The 18488-nt window shown below is 53.0% G+C and carries 17 protein-coding genes; 12 read left to right on the top strand and 5 right to left on the bottom strand.

Features of this window, described 5'->3' with window-relative positions; translation table 11 throughout:
- The first annotated feature begins 12 nt into the window (after positions 1-12).
- The 6 genes from EQV24_RS16105 to EQV24_RS16080 all read left to right on the top strand — a co-directional run bounded on the left by EQV24_RS16105 (position 13) and on the right by EQV24_RS16080 (position 7171).
- A complete protein-coding gene (locus tag EQV24_RS16105; protein ID WP_130626814.1) occupies positions 13-1164 on the top strand; it encodes a Gfo/Idh/MocA family oxidoreductase in 1152 nt (383 codons plus the stop codon).
- A 16-nt stretch (positions 1165-1180) separates the two neighbouring features.
- Entirely contained in the window at positions 1181-2365 is a 1185-nt protein-coding gene (locus EQV24_RS16100) for a Gfo/Idh/MocA family oxidoreductase (RefSeq protein ID WP_130626813.1), read from the top strand.
- Positions 2362-3429 (top strand): Gfo/Idh/MocA family oxidoreductase, encoded by a 1068-nt coding sequence (locus EQV24_RS16095; protein ID WP_045292417.1) that lies wholly within the window; start codon positions 2362-2364, stop codon positions 3427-3429. Before EQV24_RS16100 ends, EQV24_RS16095 begins: the two co-directional genes overlap by 4 nt.
- 12 nt (positions 3430-3441) lie before the next feature.
- The gene (locus tag EQV24_RS16090) at positions 3442-4461 is read left to right on the top strand and encodes a Gfo/Idh/MocA family oxidoreductase (RefSeq protein ID WP_130626812.1); all 1020 of its coding nucleotides are present in this window, start codon (positions 3442-3444) and stop codon (positions 4459-4461) included.
- Between the two features lie 82 nt (positions 4462-4543).
- Positions 4544-6091 (top strand): MFS transporter, encoded by a 1548-nt coding sequence (locus EQV24_RS16085; protein WP_130626811.1) that lies wholly within the window; start codon positions 4544-4546, stop codon positions 6089-6091.
- A gap of 399 nt (positions 6092-6490) precedes the next feature.
- Complete coding sequence (locus EQV24_RS16080; RefSeq protein ID WP_095453847.1) at positions 6491-7171, top strand: hypothetical protein; 681 nt, start codon at positions 6491-6493, stop codon at positions 7169-7171.
- Positions 7172-7358: 187 nt separating this feature from the next.
- On the opposite strand, the gene EQV24_RS16075 is transcribed toward EQV24_RS16080, so the two are convergent.
- Both EQV24_RS16075 and EQV24_RS16070 read right to left on the bottom strand, forming a co-directional pair.
- Positions 7359-7853 carry a YrhA family protein gene (locus EQV24_RS16075; RefSeq protein WP_130626810.1) on the bottom strand — a complete coding sequence of 165 codons (495 nt, stop codon included), beginning with the start codon at positions 7851-7853 and terminating at the stop codon, positions 7359-7361.
- Positions 7854-7870: 17 nt separating this feature from the next.
- On the bottom strand, positions 7871-9013 hold the full coding sequence (locus EQV24_RS16070) for an HNH endonuclease (protein ID WP_130626809.1): 1143 nt from the start codon (positions 9011-9013) through the stop codon (positions 7871-7873).
- A 252-nt stretch (positions 9014-9265) separates the two neighbouring features.
- Between EQV24_RS16070 and EQV24_RS16065 the strand changes: the two genes are divergently transcribed.
- Positions 9266-10603, top strand: a complete 1338-nt coding sequence (locus EQV24_RS16065) for a hemolysin family protein (protein WP_013095324.1) — start codon at positions 9266-9268, stop codon at positions 10601-10603.
- Positions 10604-10674: 71 nt separating this feature from the next.
- Here the strand turns inward: EQV24_RS16065 and EQV24_RS16060 are convergent, their stop codons facing one another.
- Entirely contained in the window at positions 10675-10881 is a 207-nt protein-coding gene (locus EQV24_RS16060) for a DUF1107 domain-containing protein (RefSeq protein WP_008501430.1), read from the bottom strand.
- Between the two features lie 324 nt (positions 10882-11205).
- Between EQV24_RS16060 and EQV24_RS16055 the strand changes: the two genes are divergently transcribed.
- Positions 11206-11763 (top strand): YtfJ family protein, encoded by a 558-nt coding sequence (locus EQV24_RS16055; RefSeq protein WP_013095323.1) that lies wholly within the window; start codon positions 11206-11208, stop codon positions 11761-11763.
- Here EQV24_RS16055 and cysQ read toward each other — a convergent pair.
- Complete coding sequence (gene cysQ, locus EQV24_RS16050; RefSeq protein WP_013095322.1) at positions 11757-12497, bottom strand: 3'(2'),5'-bisphosphate nucleotidase CysQ; 741 nt, start codon at positions 12495-12497, stop codon at positions 11757-11759. The two genes, EQV24_RS16055 and cysQ, sit on opposite strands and share 7 nt — an antisense overlap.
- 190 nt (positions 12498-12687) lie before the next feature.
- On the opposite strand from cysQ, the gene EQV24_RS16045 reads away from it, so the two are divergent.
- Positions 12688-14631, top strand: coding sequence for a bifunctional 2',3'-cyclic-nucleotide 2'-phosphodiesterase/3'-nucleotidase (locus tag EQV24_RS16045; RefSeq protein WP_130626808.1), 1944 nt, complete (start codon positions 12688-12690; stop codon positions 14629-14631).
- A 530-nt stretch (positions 14632-15161) separates the two neighbouring features.
- On the opposite strand, the gene EQV24_RS16040 is transcribed toward EQV24_RS16045, so the two are convergent.
- Entirely contained in the window at positions 15162-15542 is a 381-nt protein-coding gene (locus EQV24_RS16040; protein WP_130626807.1) for a helix-turn-helix domain-containing protein, read from the bottom strand.
- Positions 15543-15631: 89 nt separating this feature from the next.
- On the opposite strand from EQV24_RS16040, the gene EQV24_RS16035 reads away from it, so the two are divergent.
- The 3 genes from EQV24_RS16035 to EQV24_RS16025 all read left to right on the top strand — a co-directional run bounded on the left by EQV24_RS16035 (position 15632) and on the right by EQV24_RS16025 (position 18427).
- Positions 15632-16480 carry an SDR family oxidoreductase gene (locus tag EQV24_RS16035; RefSeq protein ID WP_130626806.1) on the top strand — a complete coding sequence of 283 codons (849 nt, stop codon included), beginning with the start codon at positions 15632-15634 and terminating at the stop codon, positions 16478-16480.
- Between the two features lie 81 nt (positions 16481-16561).
- Positions 16562-17386: an AraC family transcriptional regulator gene (locus EQV24_RS16030; RefSeq protein ID WP_013095315.1), complete on the top strand. Its 825-nt coding sequence runs from the start codon at positions 16562-16564 to the stop codon at positions 17384-17386.
- 75 nt (positions 17387-17461) lie between these two features.
- Positions 17462-18427 carry a DMT family transporter gene (locus tag EQV24_RS16025; RefSeq protein ID WP_130626805.1) on the top strand — a complete coding sequence of 322 codons (966 nt, stop codon included), beginning with the start codon at positions 17462-17464 and terminating at the stop codon, positions 18425-18427.
- The last annotated feature ends 61 nt before the right edge of the window (positions 18428-18488 follow it).

Here is an 18488-nt window from a genome sequence, read left to right as displayed (position 1 = left end):
TTAAGGTGTGACATGGAGAAGGTACGTTTTGGCATTATCGGAATAGGTAATATCGGTACGGTCCACGCGCGTTATTTACTGGCGGGTACGGTCAGTAACGCATGCCTGGCGGCGGTTTGTGATAATGCACCGGAAAAGCATCCGGCCATTCGCCAGCTGGTCGGCTCCCTCCCCCTTTTCAGCGATGCGCAGGAGATGCTTCAGAGCGGGCTTATCGACGCGGTGATTGTCGCAACGCCGCACTACGAGCATCCGCGTTTGTCAATGCTGGCAATGCGCCACGGCATCCACACGCTCTGCGAAAAACCGGCCGGCGTATATACGGCGCAGGTGCAGGAAATGAACGCCTGTGCCCGGACCTGCGATGTGGTGTTCGGCATCATGTACAACCAGCGCCCGAATCCGCTCTACCAGAAGGTGAAAGATCTGATCGACAGCGGCGAGCTGGGTGAGATCCGCCGCTCCAACTGGATCATTACCAACTGGTATCGCTCGCAGAGCTACTACAACTCCGGCGGCTGGCGCGCCACCTGGAAAGGAGAAGGCGGTGGCGTACTGCTCAATCAGGACCCACATCAGCTCGATCTCTGGCAGTGGCTGGTTGGTATGCCGATCCGTCTGCGCGCGTTTTGCCAGTTTGGTAAGCATCGCGACATTGAAGTGGAAGATGAGGTCACCGCCTACGCCGAGTACGCCAACGGTGCGACGGGCGTATTTATCACGACCGTGGCTGAAACGCCGGGGACCAACCGGCTGGAGATCGTCGGCGATCGCGGCAAGGTGGTCGTCGAAGAAGGGAAACTGCGCTACTGGCGGCTGCGGGAATCTGAAACCGCCTTCAACGCCCGCTGGCAAAACGGCTTTGGTGAACCGGAATGCTGGGAGGTCACGCTTCCCGTCGGCCCGGAATGCAGCGAACACCACGTTATTACCGCCAATTTCTGCGGCGCCATCCTGCGCGGCGAGCCGCTCATTGCCCCGGGGCTGGAAGGGATCCACGGGTTAACGCTCTCCAACGCCATGCACCTCTCCACCTGGACCGACGACTGGGTCGACCTCCCGCTCAACGAGAAACAGTATCTGCGCTTGCTTCAACAGCGTATCAGCACCTCAGTGGCTAAAGAGACCGCCAGCGTCACGCTGGATGCCTCCGGCACCTGGTAACTCAGGAGAAGAAACGATGTTAAATGTCGCCATCGTGGGAACAGGAAATATCTCGCATAACCATATTCAGGGTTATTTGCAGTTTGGCCAACGCTGCCGGATCGTCGCGCTGGTCGATATCTACCCGGAAAAAGCCCACGAGAAAAAAGCACGCTACAACCTGACGGACGCACGCGTGTATGAAAGCCACGAGCAGATGCTGGCGTCAGAGCCAGATATCGATATCGTCGACGTCTGCACGCCGCCCTACGTTCATGCAGAGATAAGCATTAATGCCCTCAATGCGGGTTGCCATGTGCTGTGCGAAAAACCGATGGCCGCCTCGCTGGAGGAGTGCGACGCCATCATCGCCGCGCAACAGGCCAGCGGTAAATTGCTCGCCATCATCGCTCAAAACCGCTTTACCGATGCCTTCTGGCGTTTAAAAGCGGCGCTGGATTCGGGCCTTGCTGGCAAGGTGTGCCATGCCCAGGTGGACTCGTTCTGGTGGCGCGGACACTGCTACTACGACCTGTGGTGGCGCGGCACCTGGGAAAAAGAGGGCGGCGGCTGCACCCTTAACCACGCTGTTCACCACATCGACGCCATTCAGTGGATGCTGGGTTTCCCGTCTGAAGTGGTGGCTATGATGACCAACGTGGCGCACGACAACGCTGAAGTCGAAGATCTCAGCGCGGCAATATTTAAATACCCCAGCGGCGCACTCACTCAGCTAACCGCCTCGGTCGTGCACCACGGCGAAGATCAGAAAATCATTATCCAGGGTGAAAAGGCGCGCATCTCCGCACCGTGGCAGGCCTTTGCCAGCGTCAGCGCTGATAACGGCTTCCCCCAGGAGGATCGGGACCGGCAACGGGAAGCGCAGCTTAACGCCGTTTTTCACGAGACGCCGAAGCTCGAATGGACGCTGCACACCGGGCAGATTAACGACCTGCTGTATGCCATCGAGCACGGCACGGTGCCGTTAGTGGATGGTCTGCAGGGCAAACGCTCACTGGAGCTGATAACCGCGATTTATAAATCCGCCATCACCCGCTGCGTGGTTTCGCTGCCGATTCAACGCGACGATCCGTTTTACCGTACCGGCGGGACCAACGCCCTCGCCCCCCGTTTTTATGAAAAATCCGCAAGCGTCGCCAACTTCAGCGAAGTCGGTGCAATTCCCTTGGGCAAAGATCTGGATGAAGGAGTAACACCATGAACAAAAATGACGGCATGAACTACGCGCCAGTGGGTAAACCTCAGCCCGTTGTCAGGGAAGGAGAGTTTGTCTTTGCCGCTGCCGCGCTCGACCACGGCCATATCTACGGCATGAGTAACGGCCTGATTGAAGCGGGCGCCACGCTGAAATGGGTCTACGACCCCGATCCGGCAAAAGTGGATAAATTCATTCAGCAGTATCCGCAGGCCAGGGTTGCTGACTCCCTGGATGTCATACTCGCCGACGATGAGGTGCGTCTGGTAGCTGGCGCCGCCATTCCCGCCGAGCGCTGTGCGCTGGGGTTAAAAGCGATGGCCGCAGGCAAAGACTACTTCACCGATAAAGCCCCCCTTACCACCCTTGAACAACTGGCAGATGCCAAAGCCATGGTGGAAAAGACGGGCCGAAAATACGCCGTGTATTACAGCGAACGTCTGCATGTTGAGAGCGCGGTCTTTGCCGGACAGCTGGTGCAGCAAGGGGCCATTGGCCGCGTCGTACAAACGCTGGGGACGGGCCCGCACCGGGAAGGGACCGGCCGCCCGGACTGGTTCTACGATCGGCGCTATTTCGGCGGCATTCTGTGCGATATCGGCAGCCATCAGATTGAGCAGTTCCTGTTTTACACCGGCAACAGCGACGCCTCCGTGGTGGCAAGCCAGGTACGGAACGTTAAACACCCCCAGTACCCCGCCTTCGAAGATTTTGGCGATGCCATGCTGAAAGGGGAAAACGGCGCCAGCGGCTATTTCCGCTGCGACTGGTTTACCCCTGACGGGCTCTCGACCTGGGGCGATGGCCGCCTGACGCTGCTGGGCACCGAAGGCTATATCGAGATCCGCAAATATGTCGATCTCACCCGTGGTGAACAGGACGTGGTGTATCTCGTCAATAACGAGGGGGAGTTCCGTTATCCGGTCGCCGGCCAGGTCGGATTCCCGTTCTTTGGCGAGCTGATCCTCGATTGTTTGCATCGTACTGAACATGCCATGACCCAGGCTCACGCCTTTAAGGCGGCGGAGCTCTGCGTGAAGGCACAGATGCTGGCCAACGCAACGGCATAACGGGAGGCGACAATGAAGCTCCTGAACACGGCGGTGATCGGCGCCGGAGCGATTCACGGTTGCCACGTGAATGCGCTGCGCCAGCTCCCCAACGTTGCGCTGCGTGCGCTGGCAGATATCGACAGCGTCAAAGGGCTGAAGCTGGCACTGGGCTATCAGTGCCGCTTCTATCAGGATTACCGGGAGATGCTGCTGGATGATGCCATCGATGTGGTCCATATCTGCACGCCGCACTTTGAGCATAAAAGCATGATTCTGGCGGCCCTCGCCGCCGGAAAGCATGTGTTCTGCGAAAAACCGGTGGGCATGAACAGCAGCGAACTGGTGGATATCACCCGCGCCGCTGACCAGGCTACGGGTCTGCTCGGCGTGTGTTATCAGAACCGGCTCAACCCCACCAGCCTGCGCATTCGCCAGACGCTGGACGAAGGCGAGCTGGGAAAAATGCTCAGTATCAAAGCGGTACTGACGTGGGCACGCTCGGGCGCGTACTACACCCAAAGTCCGTGGCGTGGGCGACTGGCTACGGAAGGGGGTAGCCTGCTGATCAACCAGGCCATTCATACCCTCGACCTGATGCAGTGGTTCGCCGGCGGCGTGACGCGTGTGAAAGGCGTGGTGGATAGCGGTGAACTGGCGGACGTGACGGAAGGTGAAGACAGCGCGATGGCCACGCTGCACTTTGCTAACGGCGCGCGCGGCCTGTTTTACGCCAGCAACTGCAATACCACCGATTCCCCGCTTCTGATGGAGATCCACTGCGAGCAGGGCTCGTTGCTGCTGAACAACAACACGCTCTGGCGCGTGACGCCGGGCGAGCGCGTCAGGCTCACCTGCGACGACTCCCCGGACGGTTCGGTCAAAAGCTACTGGGGGCTGGGCCACCAGCAGGCGATCCGTCGTTTTTATCAGGCTATCACCCACCCCGGTTACACGGATTACACCGATATCCGTGAAGCCGGGAAATCACTCACCCTTGTGGAGGCTATTTATCGTTCATCTCAATTAAGGCAATGGATAGAAATCAATTAATAGAACGTAATTTGTATTCCAGCAGTAAATAAAAAACGACCCGACAGATCGGGTTAATCATTACCCTACACTGGATATTATTATGGTCAAACCAACTGAACGTAGAGTGGGTTATGGCGTGGCGCTCGGCTACGGTATAACCGATCTGTTTGGCGGAGGCGCTTTCGCCATTATCGGCACCTGGCTTTTATTTTTTTACACCACCTATTGCGGGCTCTCTGTTGTCGAAGCGGGTTCGATATTTGCTATTGCTTGCGTCATTGATGCGTTATTAAGCCCGATTATGGGTTATATCACGGATAATTTCGGTGATACCTGGCTCGGGCGTAAATTTGGCCGTCGCCGCTTCTTTTTATTACTCAGTTCGCCCTTAATGTTTCTGTATGCCCTGCTGTGGCTTACGGACATGGGTTACTGGTATTACTTGGGCACTTACCTCTCTATTGAGCTCTTGTCGGCGATGGTGCTGGTGCCCTGGGAAACCCTGGCCGCTGAAATGACTAACCGGTATGAAGAGCGCAGCCGTCTCTCCGGCGTGCGCATGATCTGCTCTCAGCTCGGCGGCTTTCTTGCGGTTTCCGTTCCCGGCGTCATTATGCAGTTCACGGGGAAAGATAATCCGTTTACCTATACTCTTACCGGGCTGATATTCTCCTGCGTATTCTGTATTGCGGTATTTATTACCTGGTATACCACCTGGGAAGCGAAAGATGTGCAACAGCCATCCACGTTTAAAGTGGATAAACAGCGCAGCAGCGGATTAATTAATCACCTGAAATATCTGGTGCTGGATCTCTTTTCCTCTTTCCGTATTCGCGCGTTCCGCCTGCATATTATTATTTATATCTTTTCATTTACGGCGATGGACGTATTCGGTTCGGTCTTTACCTATTATGTCGTGTATTGTCTGAGCCAGGACGCGGCAGCCGTCTCCGGCTGGCTGAGCATTGCGGCTTTCGCCTCGGTACCTGGCACATATGGATTTATGCTGTTGCTTAACAGGCTGAATGTCTCCCCTTCTGCCGCTTTGCGCCTCTCTTACGGCGGGATATTCTTCGTGCTGATGTTCCTGTTTACGGTCTACCTGACCAAAACCCAGGTGCCCACGCTGCTGTTCACGGCGGTCTTTATCCTGCTGGGCGCCACCCGAGCAGGCCTCTATTACATACCGTGGAATATCTACAGCTTCATTCCTGATATTGACGAGATGGTGACGCAGCAGCGCCGCGAAGGGATTTTTGCCGGGGTGATGGTCCTGACCCGCAAAAGCACCGTGGCGATCGCCATCATGATTATTGGCCTGGTCCTGCAGGAGTCCGGCTTTGTGAAGGGCGGCGGCGCACAGCCTGAAAGCGCGCTGGGGGCGATTATAGGCCTGATGATCTTCGCGACGGCAGCCCTGCTGGCGGTGAGCTTCTTCACTACCTATAAATTCAAGCTCACCCGCGACACGCATAAGCTGCTTCTCAAGGAGATTGCCCGCCGTAAGCTGGGCGGTGATTACCGCGACTGCGATGCCAATACTCGTGTGGTGATAAAACAGCTCACAGGCTATGAGTACGATCAGGTGTGGGGAGGCGATGCTGCCCGTCGTGCAGTGAACAACGTCGGGTTATCGGCCGCAAAATAGCGCGTCTCGCCGGGCCGGTTCCCCGCCTGCCCGGCCTCTTTTCGCCGCAAAATGTGACCTCTGGCAGGTTTACATCTTTTAGATAATAGACAGGCTGGCTTCGATTAAGTCTTGTACTAAAGCCAGGTGATTTTAATGAAAACGAACAACAAGCCCCCCTTTGAGGCCGCTTGAAGATATATTTAGAAGATACAGTTGTTATCACATTGATGCGACTGTAATTTTAACCACACATAGCACAATAAATAAACACAAAGGCCGCTATTAATAATTGATTTTATTACTTAAGGGGCACTCTCACCCTTAACCTACAAAATTTTTGGGTATTCAAACATTAGTTTTCGTGTCATAACTATATTGCTATTCTGTATAGATTACTAAGGGATGAGAGGGTTAACTATGGTTCATAATGCAAAAGAAAACAAATATCCTTGCGAAAACAAACATTTTCAAGAAAACATCGAGTATTTTGCAGCCATATTGGGTACTGAAGTGTATAAACAAAGTGCACCGACAGAGAAACAATTAACTATATTGAATGAGGCGTATAAGCAAACGCTTGACACAAGAAAGTTTGAAATTGAATTATATTGGAAAAGAGCTACCTTTATGTGGCCTGTAAATGGTGCTTTACTTGTCCTACTTGGTATATTTGCAAAACTCTTTTATGATGCCCCATTTGATAAACGCACAGAATATCTGATGGCAACCTCAGTTATTTCTTTATTAGGGTATCTGGTTTCAATGATTAGTAGCGGCATGTCCCAAAGTGGGAAGTACTGGCAAGAAAATTGGGAATACCATTTAGATATGCTTGAACCTTTTTTTTGCGGTCATCTTTTTAAAACTCATATATCACGCCGTCCTAAACCATATTCAATATCTCGATTACAAGATACAGTTAATTTAATATTATTGTTGTTATGGGTTGTGATTTTTTTTGTTTCAATATCCCAGACTTCACTAACTACCGGTGAGCAGTTTACAATTTTCACACTATCTCTTTTGTTAATCTCCTACAATTTAAAACATACACCTTTTAAAAATAAAAAATGGAGCATAAGCCAACGAAAAATATAACTCTATTGCGATATAACACTCGTCGTTAATTTAAGCATTTGCTTTACTGGTTTTATGAAATAACTAACAATTAAAAAACACATGCTCTTAAAAACACATCTATTATATATTATAGAGCAAAGTGTGTTAGAAACATAAAGCCTCCTATGAAATTAAACCTATAGGGGGCTATTTACTGGAGGAGTATTTATTTGACTGTGTCGAGTATTTCTTCTAAAAAGTCATTAAAATCACTAAATGAACCAAATACATTTTCTGTAGCAATGTTGTCCCTAATCTCAAACAACTTTGAATTAGTATCATAGGTGAATAATGATATGCTATCTTCACCAATAACTAGTCTTTCTGCAAGAACAGGATCTATAAAATCATTATTATCTCTATAAAAATCATTCATTACAAACAGGTTTTTAACTAAAGGTTCAGGAGTAGATAAACTGTATAGAGTAAGACCATCATATTCAAATCCATCCATATACTCTAAGAAGGTAATATAGTCGGGTTGACTGGAAAATAAAATACAAAGTTCATCTGCTAATTTTTCTAACACAGATATCGTACTTGCATTAGGCTTTCTATTCAAAATGCTAGCAAGAAATGATTTCTCAATTGGGTCTTGAACTGGATACTCCCACTTAATCATTTCACTTTTCAGCTCTGCAAGAATGTTATCTATTTTCATCTTTTGATTCCAAGAAGTTATTTATGTGGGTAAATTGAACCAGTAGGAATTGCCCACGGCGTTATTCTACTTTCCCCGGGAACTAAATTTTTAGCTGCTGATCTCTGCATGTTTGTAAAAATTTTATGATATGGTTCCTTTTCGATTAACACTAAGTTGTTGAAAGAATTCGTACCACTATCATCTAATGGAAATTTATGGTGAACATCCCATCCTTCTGGAGACTTTCCATTCTTCATCCTGAGCAGTTGTGACGATGAAAATATATTAACCGCATCAGGAGTATTAGCAATTTCTTTAATAAACGTTCTTCTTACTGTACTATCGAACTCTTTTCTTAATAATGCTGCTTCTGCTGAGTTTCTTTTAATATAATTAATGTCAGTAATAGTTATTCCATTAACTATCCTTGGTTCCCCTCTGAGTTTCCCCAAATAATTTGTCATTTCCTCATATAGTTGTGGATTAGGTCGTTTCGCTAACAGAATTGAAGCCGCCGCAATAGCTGTACCAGCCGTTTGTTCATTCAGAACTTGATCATACCCCTTTACAGCATCTCCACCTAACTGCTCAGCCGTTTTCCTGAATCCCTCAATGTTACCATTGTAAACACCTCCAGCCGCCAGTAAACGTCCTGCGGCCTTGCTGTTAATTGTCTGGTATGTCGGCTCAGAAGCGGGTGCTGATATTCCGCCTGAGAAAGATAAAGCAAACGAAGTTGGGCGGGGCTTTCCTGAACAATAGTACTTGCATCCGACAGAATTCCTGTATTCTCTCAGGATCCGTTCAGCCCCGTTCATGTCAAACACATGATAATTCCTGCAGATAAGCCAGCCTTCTTCATCAATATAGAAAAGTTCTCCAGGGGAACCGTAACGGTTTAACATCACAACTTCACCTCTGAAGACAAGGTATCTCAGCCGCCTTTCTGTGTTGAATCCATTTGAATGATTGTTCTGATAAGCGTAGCTACGCGAACAGGATGGACGTGGCCTGAGCCCTTCGACATGAAAATGATCACGATACCTGTCATCGAATTCATACTCCTGTCTGATGTAATCCCATGTGACAGAAGGGCGAGTAATCAACTCATACTTCTCTGGTTCAAGGTTATCCCTGGACAGGTAAAACAAGTTAAATCCCGGTAAGCTAAAGCTCATACCAACTCCTTTTGGTAACGTTCTGTGCATTTTATAACCGCATCGCCTTGAAAACAAAATGATTGTTGTGACCTGCTCCCCGCAGAGTTCCCATTAGTACACAAAAATGTGACCTCTGGCAGGTTTACATCTCTTTACGCTATACTACCCGCTGAAATAATCAGCTCAACGCTACGAGCTGACGTTCAATGTGTTTCCACACAAATGGTATCAACTTCCCTTCCGAGGATCTGGCGAGAAGCCGGATAAACTATGTTAAACAGTATTTTAGTAATACTTTGTCTGATAGCCGTCAGCGCATTTTTCTCGATATCCGAGATCTCGCTGGCCGCGTCCCGTAAAATCAAACTTAAGCTGCTTGCCGACGAAGGCAACATCAATGCTTCCCGTATCCTGAAGATGCAGGAAAATCCTGGAACGTTCTTCACCGTGGTACAAATTGGCCTGAACGCGGTCGCTATTCTCGGCGGTATCGTGGGGGATGCAGCGTTTTCTCCGGCCTTTTACAGCCTGTTCGTGCAGTACATGTCCGCCGAACTTGCCGAGCAGATGAGCTTTATTCTCTCCTTCTCGCTGGTCACCGGGATGTTCATCCTGTTCGCTGACCTGACCCCGAAACGCATCGGTATGATTGCGCCAGAAGCTGTGGCTTTGCGTATCATCAACCCGATGCGCTTCTGCCTGTTCGTGTTCCGTCCGCTGGTGTGGTTCTTCAACGGCCTGGCGAACGTCATCTTCCGCATCTTTAAACTGCCGATGGTGCGTAAAGATGACATCACCTCCGACGACATCTACGCCGTGGTAGAAGCCGGTGCGCTGGCCGGGGTGCTGCGCAAGCAAGAGCATGAGCTGATCGAAAATGTGTTCGAGCTGGAATCCCGTACCGTGCCCTCTTCCATGACGGGCCGTGAAAGCGTGATTTGGTTCGATCTGCATGAAGACGAGCAGAGCCTGAAGAATAAAGTCGCGGAGCACCCGCACTCTAAGTTCCTGGTCTGTAATGAAGATATCGACCACATCATCGGCTATGTGGACTCCAAAGATCTGCTGAACCGCGTGCTGGCGAACCAAAGCCTGGCGCTTAACAGCGGCGTGCAGATCCGCAATACCCTGATTGTACCGGACACGTTGACGCTCTCTGAAGCGCTGGAAAGTTTCAAAACCGCCGGTGAAGACTTTGCCGTTATCATGAACGAATACGCGCTGGTGGTGGGTATCATTACCCTCAACGACGTCATGACCACGCTGATGGGTGACCTGGTCGGCCAGGGTCTGGAAGAGCAGATTGTGGCGCGTGATGAGAACTCATGGCTGATTGACGGCGCAACGCCAATCGACGACGTGATGCGCGTGCTGGATATCGACGAGTTCCCGCAGTCAGGCAACTACGAGACCATCGGCGGCTTTATGATGTTTATGCTGCGTAAAATCCCGAAGCGCACCGACTCGGTGAAGTTCTCCGGCTACAAGTTTGAAGTGGTGGATATTGATAACTACCGCATCGACCAGCTGCTGGTGACGCGTATCGATAACAAACCGACCGTGCTGGTGCCGAAGCTGCCGGATGCGGAAGAGAAGGTGTCGGCGTAAGGTTCCTGCCCCCACAAACATCAACGGCTCCCATCGGGAGCCGTTTTTTTAACTACTGCATAGCACGTTGGTTAAGCCATCTCAGTTTGCAGACGCATAACCTGACGGTTGACTTCGGACATCACAGACAAGTGCTGTTTGTCCTTCACTTTTGGGACAAGGATCTTGCCCTTATCAAACTCAAAAGCGCCAACATCCTTGATATACAACCGTCCACGGAACAGGATCTTCACGTACTTCGCCACCTGAAGCGGGTTGTAGCGTTGGAAAATTTTCATTCTTGTATCTCCTGCGAATCATACGCTCTTGCGGCGCCACAATCGGCCCGACTGTTCTGAGCGCAAATTTTGTTGCCCAATGACTATAGACCAGAACTACGTAGTTACCCAGTGTGCATAAGTTTATTTACCGTTTGATTACAATTATTCAGAATAATCTTTTCAAACTGTGACTACAGGCAGTATAAGCCGTCGTTTTTTTATGGATATGTGCGTTCGCCCGCAAACTGGCATCGGGATTGCGGGAAAAGCCCATTGATCGCACTTATGATTAAAAGCGTAAGACCAAGTGGTCGGATCACCTGCATACAATAAGGAAACACCATGACCCTACGTAACATTCTTGCAGCCGCATGCCTGCTCCTGCCCCTGTGGGCGAGTGCCCACAACATTGAAAAAGGACAACGCGTACCGCCAGTCGGCATTGCTGACCGGGGAGAATTGATTCTCGACAATGATAAGTTTAGCTACAAACCGTGGAATAGCGCGCAGCTCGCGGGCAAAGTGAGAGTTGTACAACATATTGCCGGTCGTACATCTGCAAAAGAGAAAAACGCAAACCTGGTGGAAGCGATCAAGGCCGCAAAATTCCCGCATGACCGCTATCAGACCACCACCATTGTGAACACCGACGATGCCATCCCTGGCTCCGGGATGTTTGTACGCTCAAGCCTTGAGAGCAACAAAAAGCTCTACCCGTGGTCGCAGTTTATTGTCGACAGCAACGGCGTGACGCGCAAAGCCTGGCAGCTTGAGGAAGAGAGTTCCGCGATTATCGTGCTGGATAAAAACGGCCAGGTGCAGTGGGTAAAAGACGGGGCGTTAACCCAGGAAGAGGTGCAGCAGGTGGTTGATCTGCTGCACAAGCTGCTGGCTCAGTAAAGAGAGACCCGGAAGCCTGGATTGAGGAATGATTCGCGCGGGGTGTAGTCCAGCGGCTTGCCCTGCCAGTCATGAACATGCGCACCCGCGGCTGCGGCTACCGCGTGGCCGGCTGCCGTGTCCCAGATGTTCGTCGGCCCGAAACGGGGATAGAGCTGCGCCTGCCCCTCCGCCACCAGACAGAATTTCAGCGAGGAGCCAATCGAGGTCGTCTGATGTTCACCCAACTGTTGCAGGTACTCTTCCAACTCGCTGTCGCTGTGCGAGCGGCTGATGACCACCAGCGGAGGGCGCGCATCGCGCACCTGGATCGGCTTGCGGACACCACACTCTTCCTTCCAGGCCTTGCCTTCTGCGGCGCTGTACATCACTTTCATCACTGGCGCGTAGACCACCCCTAGCACCGCCTTGCCCTTGTCGATCAGGGCGATATTCACGGTGAATTCACCGTTACGCTTGATAAACTCTTTGGTGCCGTCCAGAGGATCGACCAGCCAGTAACGCTGCCAGTGCTGACGCTCATCCCAGCTCTGCGGCGCTTCTTCGGAAAGCACGGGGATCTCTGGCGTGAGTGCCTGTAGCCCTTTCATGATCACGCCATGCGCCGCGATATCCGCCGCCGTGACCGGGGAATCATCCGCCTTGCTGACAACGTTCATCGGTTGTGCGCCGTCATACACCTGCATGATGGCATCGCCCGCATCCCGTGCGAGCTGACAAATTTTATCTAACATTCTCCACCTCTTCGTTAACGCAGTGGGTATAACTCTTTGTTTTATTTATATCGTAATGTGAACAATTCCGCTATCTGTGAAGCAATTCCGGTTTCATCGCCCTTTTTTCTGGCAGGATTCACACTTCTGTAAGCAACAAACGATAGATACATATTCTTTTGTGGCCTGGATCGAAAAAAGGACTCCTCTGATGATTAAGTTTAGCGCAACGCTCCTGGCAACGCTGATTGCAGCGAGCGTACAGGCGGCGACGGTCGATCTCCGTATTCTGGAAACCACCGACCTGCACAGCAATATGATGGACTTCGATTACTACAAAGATACCCCTACGGAAAAATTCGGACTGGTACGCACGGCAAGTTTGATCAATGCCGCCCGCGATGAAGTGAAAAATAGCGTGCTGGTCGACAACGGTGATTTGATTCAGGGGAGTCCGCTGGGTGACTACATGGCGGCAAAGGGGCTGAAAAAAGGCGAGATCCACCCGGTATATAAAGCGATGAACACCCTGGATTATACCGTCGGCAACCTCGGTAACCACGAATTCAACTATGGTCTGAAATACCTGCACGATGCGCTGGCAGGCGCAAAATTCCCGTACGTTAACGCCAATATCATCGACGTTAAGACCAAAAAGCCGCTTTTCACCCCTTATCTGATTAAAGAGACCGAGGTTGTTGATCAGGACGGTAAAAAGCAGACGCTGAAAATTGGCTACATCGGCTTTGTACCGCCCCAGATCATGACCTGGGATAAAGCCAATCTCACCGGCAAAGTCACCGTTAACGACATCACCGAAACGGCGCGTAAATACGTACCGGAGATGCGTGAAAAAGGGGCGGATGTTGTGGTCGTTGTCGCCCACTCGGGCCTCTCTGCCGATCCGTACCAGGTGATGGCGGAAAACTCGGTTTACTACCTGAGCGAAGTGCCGGGCGTGGACGCGATCCTCTTCGGCCACGCTCATGCGGTCTTCCCGGGTAAGGATTTTGCCAGCATCAAAGGGGCAGACATCGACAAGGGAACGCTCAACGGCGTGCCGGCGGTAATGCCCGGCATGTGGGGCGACCATCTTGGCGTGGTGGATCTGGTACTCAATAACGACAGCGGCAGCTGGAAGGTGACCGGCTCCAAAGCCGAAGCGCGACCTATTTACGATGCTGCCGCAAAAAAATCACTGGCGGCTGAAGACCAAAAACTCCTCGACGTGCTCAAACATGACCACGACGCCACCCGCGAGTTCGTCAGTAAGCCGATCGGCAAATCCGCCGACAACATGTACAGCTACCTGGCGCTGGTACAGGATGACCCGACCGTTCAGGTGGTCAACATGGCGCAGAAAGCCTATGCCGAACATTTTGTTCAGGGCGATCCGGACTTAGCCAACCTGCCGGTGCTTTCCGCCGCCGCACCGTTCAAAGTGGGCGGACGTAAAAATGACCCTGCCAGCTATGTTGAAGTGGAAAAAGGCCAGCTGACGTTCCGTAACGCCGCCGATCTCTATCTCTACCCGAACACGCTGGTCGTGGTTAAAGCTACGGGTAAAGAGGTGAAAGAGTGGCTGGAATGCTCCGCCGGGCAGTTTAACCAGATCGATCCGAAGAGCAGCAAGCCGCAGTCGTTGATTAACTGGGACGGGTTCCGCACCTATAACTTCGACGTTATCGACGGGGTGGATTATCAGATTGATGTCACCCAGCCCGCGAAATATGACGGCGAGTGTCAGGCCATTAATCCGCAGGCAGAGCGCATCAAAAACCTGACCTTCAAGGGCAAGCCTGTCGATCCGGCGGCCACCTTCCTGGTGGTGACCAATAACTATCGCGCGTATGGCGGCAAATTTGCCGGCACCGGCGATAGCCACATTGCCTTTGCATCCCCGGATGAGAACCGCTCGGTGCTGGCCGCCTGGATCAGCGCTGAGTCGAAAAAGGCGGGAGAGATTCATCCGGCGGTCGATAACAACTGGCGTCTGGCCCCGATCCACAGCGATACCCCACTGGATATTCGCATTGAAACGTCTCCGTCGGATAAGGCTGCGGCGTTTATTAAGGAGAAGGCGCAGTATCCTATGAAGAAGGTTGCGACGGATGATATCGGGTTCGCCATTTATCAGGTGGATTTAAGTAAGTAAAAGCAAAACGGCAACGCACGTTGCCGTTTTTGGTGTTTATTCCCTCTCCCTGTGGGCTGAGGGATCCCCAGTAATTTTTTACCGAAAGCGATGAATGTTGCTTCAGGAAAATGAATGACTTATAGCGACGCCCTGGTCCGGCTGTAAATCGCTGAGGCGTTTCCTGCAGGCCGGGGCGAGGCGCATGGATGCGCCGAGAGGGCGGCTTTACAGGGACGTTACATCCGCCCGTCCCCGATAAGCCGGAAGGAATAAGCCGAAGGCACCGCGGAGCGGCGATTTACCGCCGGGAGCCCGGGTCGCCAGGGTGGTGGCGACTGAGCCGCCCTGGCACGTTCACAAGTCATGCCGTTACAGAGTAGCAAGGAACATAAAGTGAACGGAATGACCTCTACAGCCATATGTTCCCCCTCACCCCAACCCTCTCCCTCAAGGGAGAGGGGGTCCTCCGTGCAGGCATTATTTTGTGGGGAACCCAGCCCTGTGGGAGAGGGTTAGAGTGAGGGTATCAGACCGCACATTCCCGGCTATTACGCTGCCCGCTCATCCCGGTTCGCCATTACTTTTGGCGTATTCACCTCTATCCAGTCCGCCAGCGCGGCCACTTTCTCGCTCACCTCTACGCCAAGCGGCGTCAGGCTATACTCAACGTGCGGCGGTACAACAGGATACGAAACGCGATCGACAAAACCGTCATGCTCCAGTGCCTGCAGCGACTGGGCCAGCATCTTCTCGCTCACGCCACCCATTTTACGGCGCAGATTGCTGAAGCGATGCGTTCCCTCACGTAGCGCCACCAGGATCAGAACTCCCCAGCGGCTGGTGACATGTTTGAGCACCTCTCTGGACGGGCACTGCTCCGCGAAGAGATTACCATCGCGCATTTGTTCGCTGAGTGTCGGTATCGTCATTTAATACTTACCTTTTTGTACGTACTTACTAAAAGTTAGTTATGGTGCTAGTGTGCCACAACACCAGACAAACACGAAGGAGATTGATCATGATCGCGATTACCGGCGCTACCGGCCAGCTTGGCCGCCTCGTTATCGAACAGCTGTTAAAAACCGTCCCGGCAAACCAGATTGTCGCCATTGTGCGTAACCCGGCGAAAGCGGAAGCCCTGAGCCAGCAGGGTATTGTGGTTCGTCAGGGCGATTACACCGACCAGGCCGCGTTGACCACGGCGCTGAAGGGTGTGGAGAAACTGCTGCTGATCTCATCCAGCGAAGTGGGTCAGCGCGCCACGCAGCACCAGAACGTCATCAACGCTGCCAAAGCAGCTGGCGTGACATTTATCGCCTACACCAGCCTGCTGCATGCGGATAACTCACCGCTGGGCCTGCACGTTGAGCATGTTGCTACGGAAAAAGCGCTGGCAACATCCGGCATTCCTTATGCCCTGCTGCGCAACGGCTGGTATACCGAAAACTACCTGGCGAGCGCGCCGCCTGCGCTGGAACACGGCGTGTTTATCGGTGCCGCAGATGAAGGCAAAATCGCCTCAGCCACCCGTGCGGATTACGCGGCGGCGGCGGCAAAAGTGGTTTCGGAAGAGGGCCACGCTGGCAAGGTCTATGAACTGGCAGGCGACAGCGCGTGGACGCTGAGCGAACTGGCGGCTGAACTGAGCAAGCAGAGCGGTAAACCTGTGGTTTATCAAAACATGAGCGAAGCGGATTTCGCCGCTGCGCTGAAGAGTGTCGGCCTGCCTGCCGGGCTGGCGGATATGCTGGCGGACTCTGATGTGGGCGCATCTAAAGGCGGGCTCTTTGACGATAGCCATACGCTGAGCAAACTGATTGGGCGACCAACGACCTCTCTGGCGGAGAGCGTCAAGGCCATCCTGTAATTGTTACGGATTGGTTATTTTTTGTGGCATCCCCTCGGGTCATCTCTGATAATGAAGCGATGACCCACGAGGAGGCTCACCGTGCAAGGCGTACCGGAACAATTTAGCGATGAGAGAGACAGCGCGCGCTTTCGCCATCTGGCGCAGTTGCCGGGTCTGGAACTTTATCACGCGCATATCGCTGACTACGCCTTTGAGCCTCACACGCACGAAGCCTTCGGCATCGGCACCATCGAAACCGGTGCCGAGCGCTTTCGCTATCGCGGTACTCAGCACCTGGCCGCTGAAAAATCCGTTGTCACCATGAACCCGGACGAGATCCACACCGGTGAATCGGCCACCGAAGGCGGCTGGCGCTACCGGATGGTCTACATCGAACCCGCTTTACTGGAAGAGGTGACTGGCCTGCGCCACTGGTGGTTCAGCGACGTGACCCGCCACGACCCGCTGCGTTCGCAGCAAATCGGCCAGCTGATCTACGGCCTGTGGCATACCCAGGACCCGCTTGCGCAAAAAGGACTGCTGCTGGATCTGATTGAGACCTTCCAGCCGTTGGCCCATCACGCTCCAATAATTAAGGAAGGCGCGCACCGGTTCGAACGGGTACGCGAGTATCTGCACGACAACTACATGCACGCCGTGACGCTGGACGAGTTGGCCAACGTGGTTTCTCTCAGCCCTTACCATTTTCAGCGCCAGTTTAAAGCCCATTTCCACGTCACACCGCACCAGATGCTGATGGCTATTCGCCTGTGGCGCGCCAAAGGCTTCCTTACGCACGGCATGCCCGCCGCCGAAGTGGCCGCCGCGACCGGGCTGACCGACCAGTCGCATTTAACCCGCGCGTTTACCCGCCGCTACGGGATTACGCCCGTCCGCTACCAGAAACAAGTTATCGGGCGCTGATGCGCAATCTCATACAATACGCGCGCAATCCCCCCTTCTACACTGAGTACAAAGTCAATTGATGTGGATGGAATAATGATTAGTGGCGTGTTGTATGCCCTGCTGGCAGGGCTGATGTGGGGGCTGATTTTTGTCGGCCCGCTGATTGTGCCCGAGTATCCGGCGGCCCTGCAGTCAACCGGACGCTATCTGGCGCTGGGGCTGATTGCCCTGCCGCTGGCCTGGCTCGGTCGTACGCGTTTACGCCAGCTCAACCGCCAGGACTGGATGACCGCGCTGGCGCTGACCATGATGGGCAACCTTATCTATTACGTCTGCCTGGCGAGCGCCATTCAGCGTACCGGCGCGCCGGTATCGACCATGATTATCGGCACGCTGCCTGTCGTTATCCCCGTCTTTGCGAACCTGCTGTACAGCCAGCGCGATGGCAAACTGGCATGGTCAAAAATGGTACCCGCGCTGATCTGCACGGGCGTCGGGCTGGTCTGTGTGAATATTGCCGAGCTTCGCCACGGGCTCGCTGATTTCAGCGTCTGGCGTTACGGCTCGGGGATCGGTTTAGCGTTTATTTCGGTCGCCTGCTGGGCCTGGTATGCCCTGCGTAATGCGCGATGGTTACGGGAGAACCCGGATAAACATCCGATGATGTGGGCAACGGCACAGGCGCTGGTGACGCTGCCGGTCTCGCTGGTGGGCTATGCCGGGGCGTGCCTCTGGTTTGCGCAGCAACAACCGGACTTCGCCCTCCCTTTCGGGCCGCGGCCGTGGGTCTTTGTCGGGCTGATGATCGCTATCGCTGTGCTCTGTTCCTGGGTGGGCGCACTGTGCTGGAATATCGCCAGCCAGAAACTGCCAACGGTGATCTTAGGGCCGCTGATTGTCTTCGAAACGCTGGCCGGGCTGCTGTACACCTTCCTGATGCGCCAGAGCGTACCGCCGCTGTTAACGGCCTGTGGAATAGTGCTGCTGGTGATGGGTGTAGTAATGGCGGTAAGAGCGAAGCCGGAAAAACCGATGGTCGTTCCGGCGTCGGAGATATGAGGCGTTTGCAGGGCCTGCAAAAACGTAGGCCCGGTCAGGCGTAGCCGCCTCCGGGCAAGCT

It is taken from the genome of Enterobacter sp. A8, from assembly GCF_004296595.1.
GTDB lineage: Bacteria > Pseudomonadota > Gammaproteobacteria > Enterobacterales > Enterobacteriaceae > Enterobacter > Enterobacter cloacae.
This window is presented reverse-complemented; position numbering and strand designations above follow the sequence as displayed.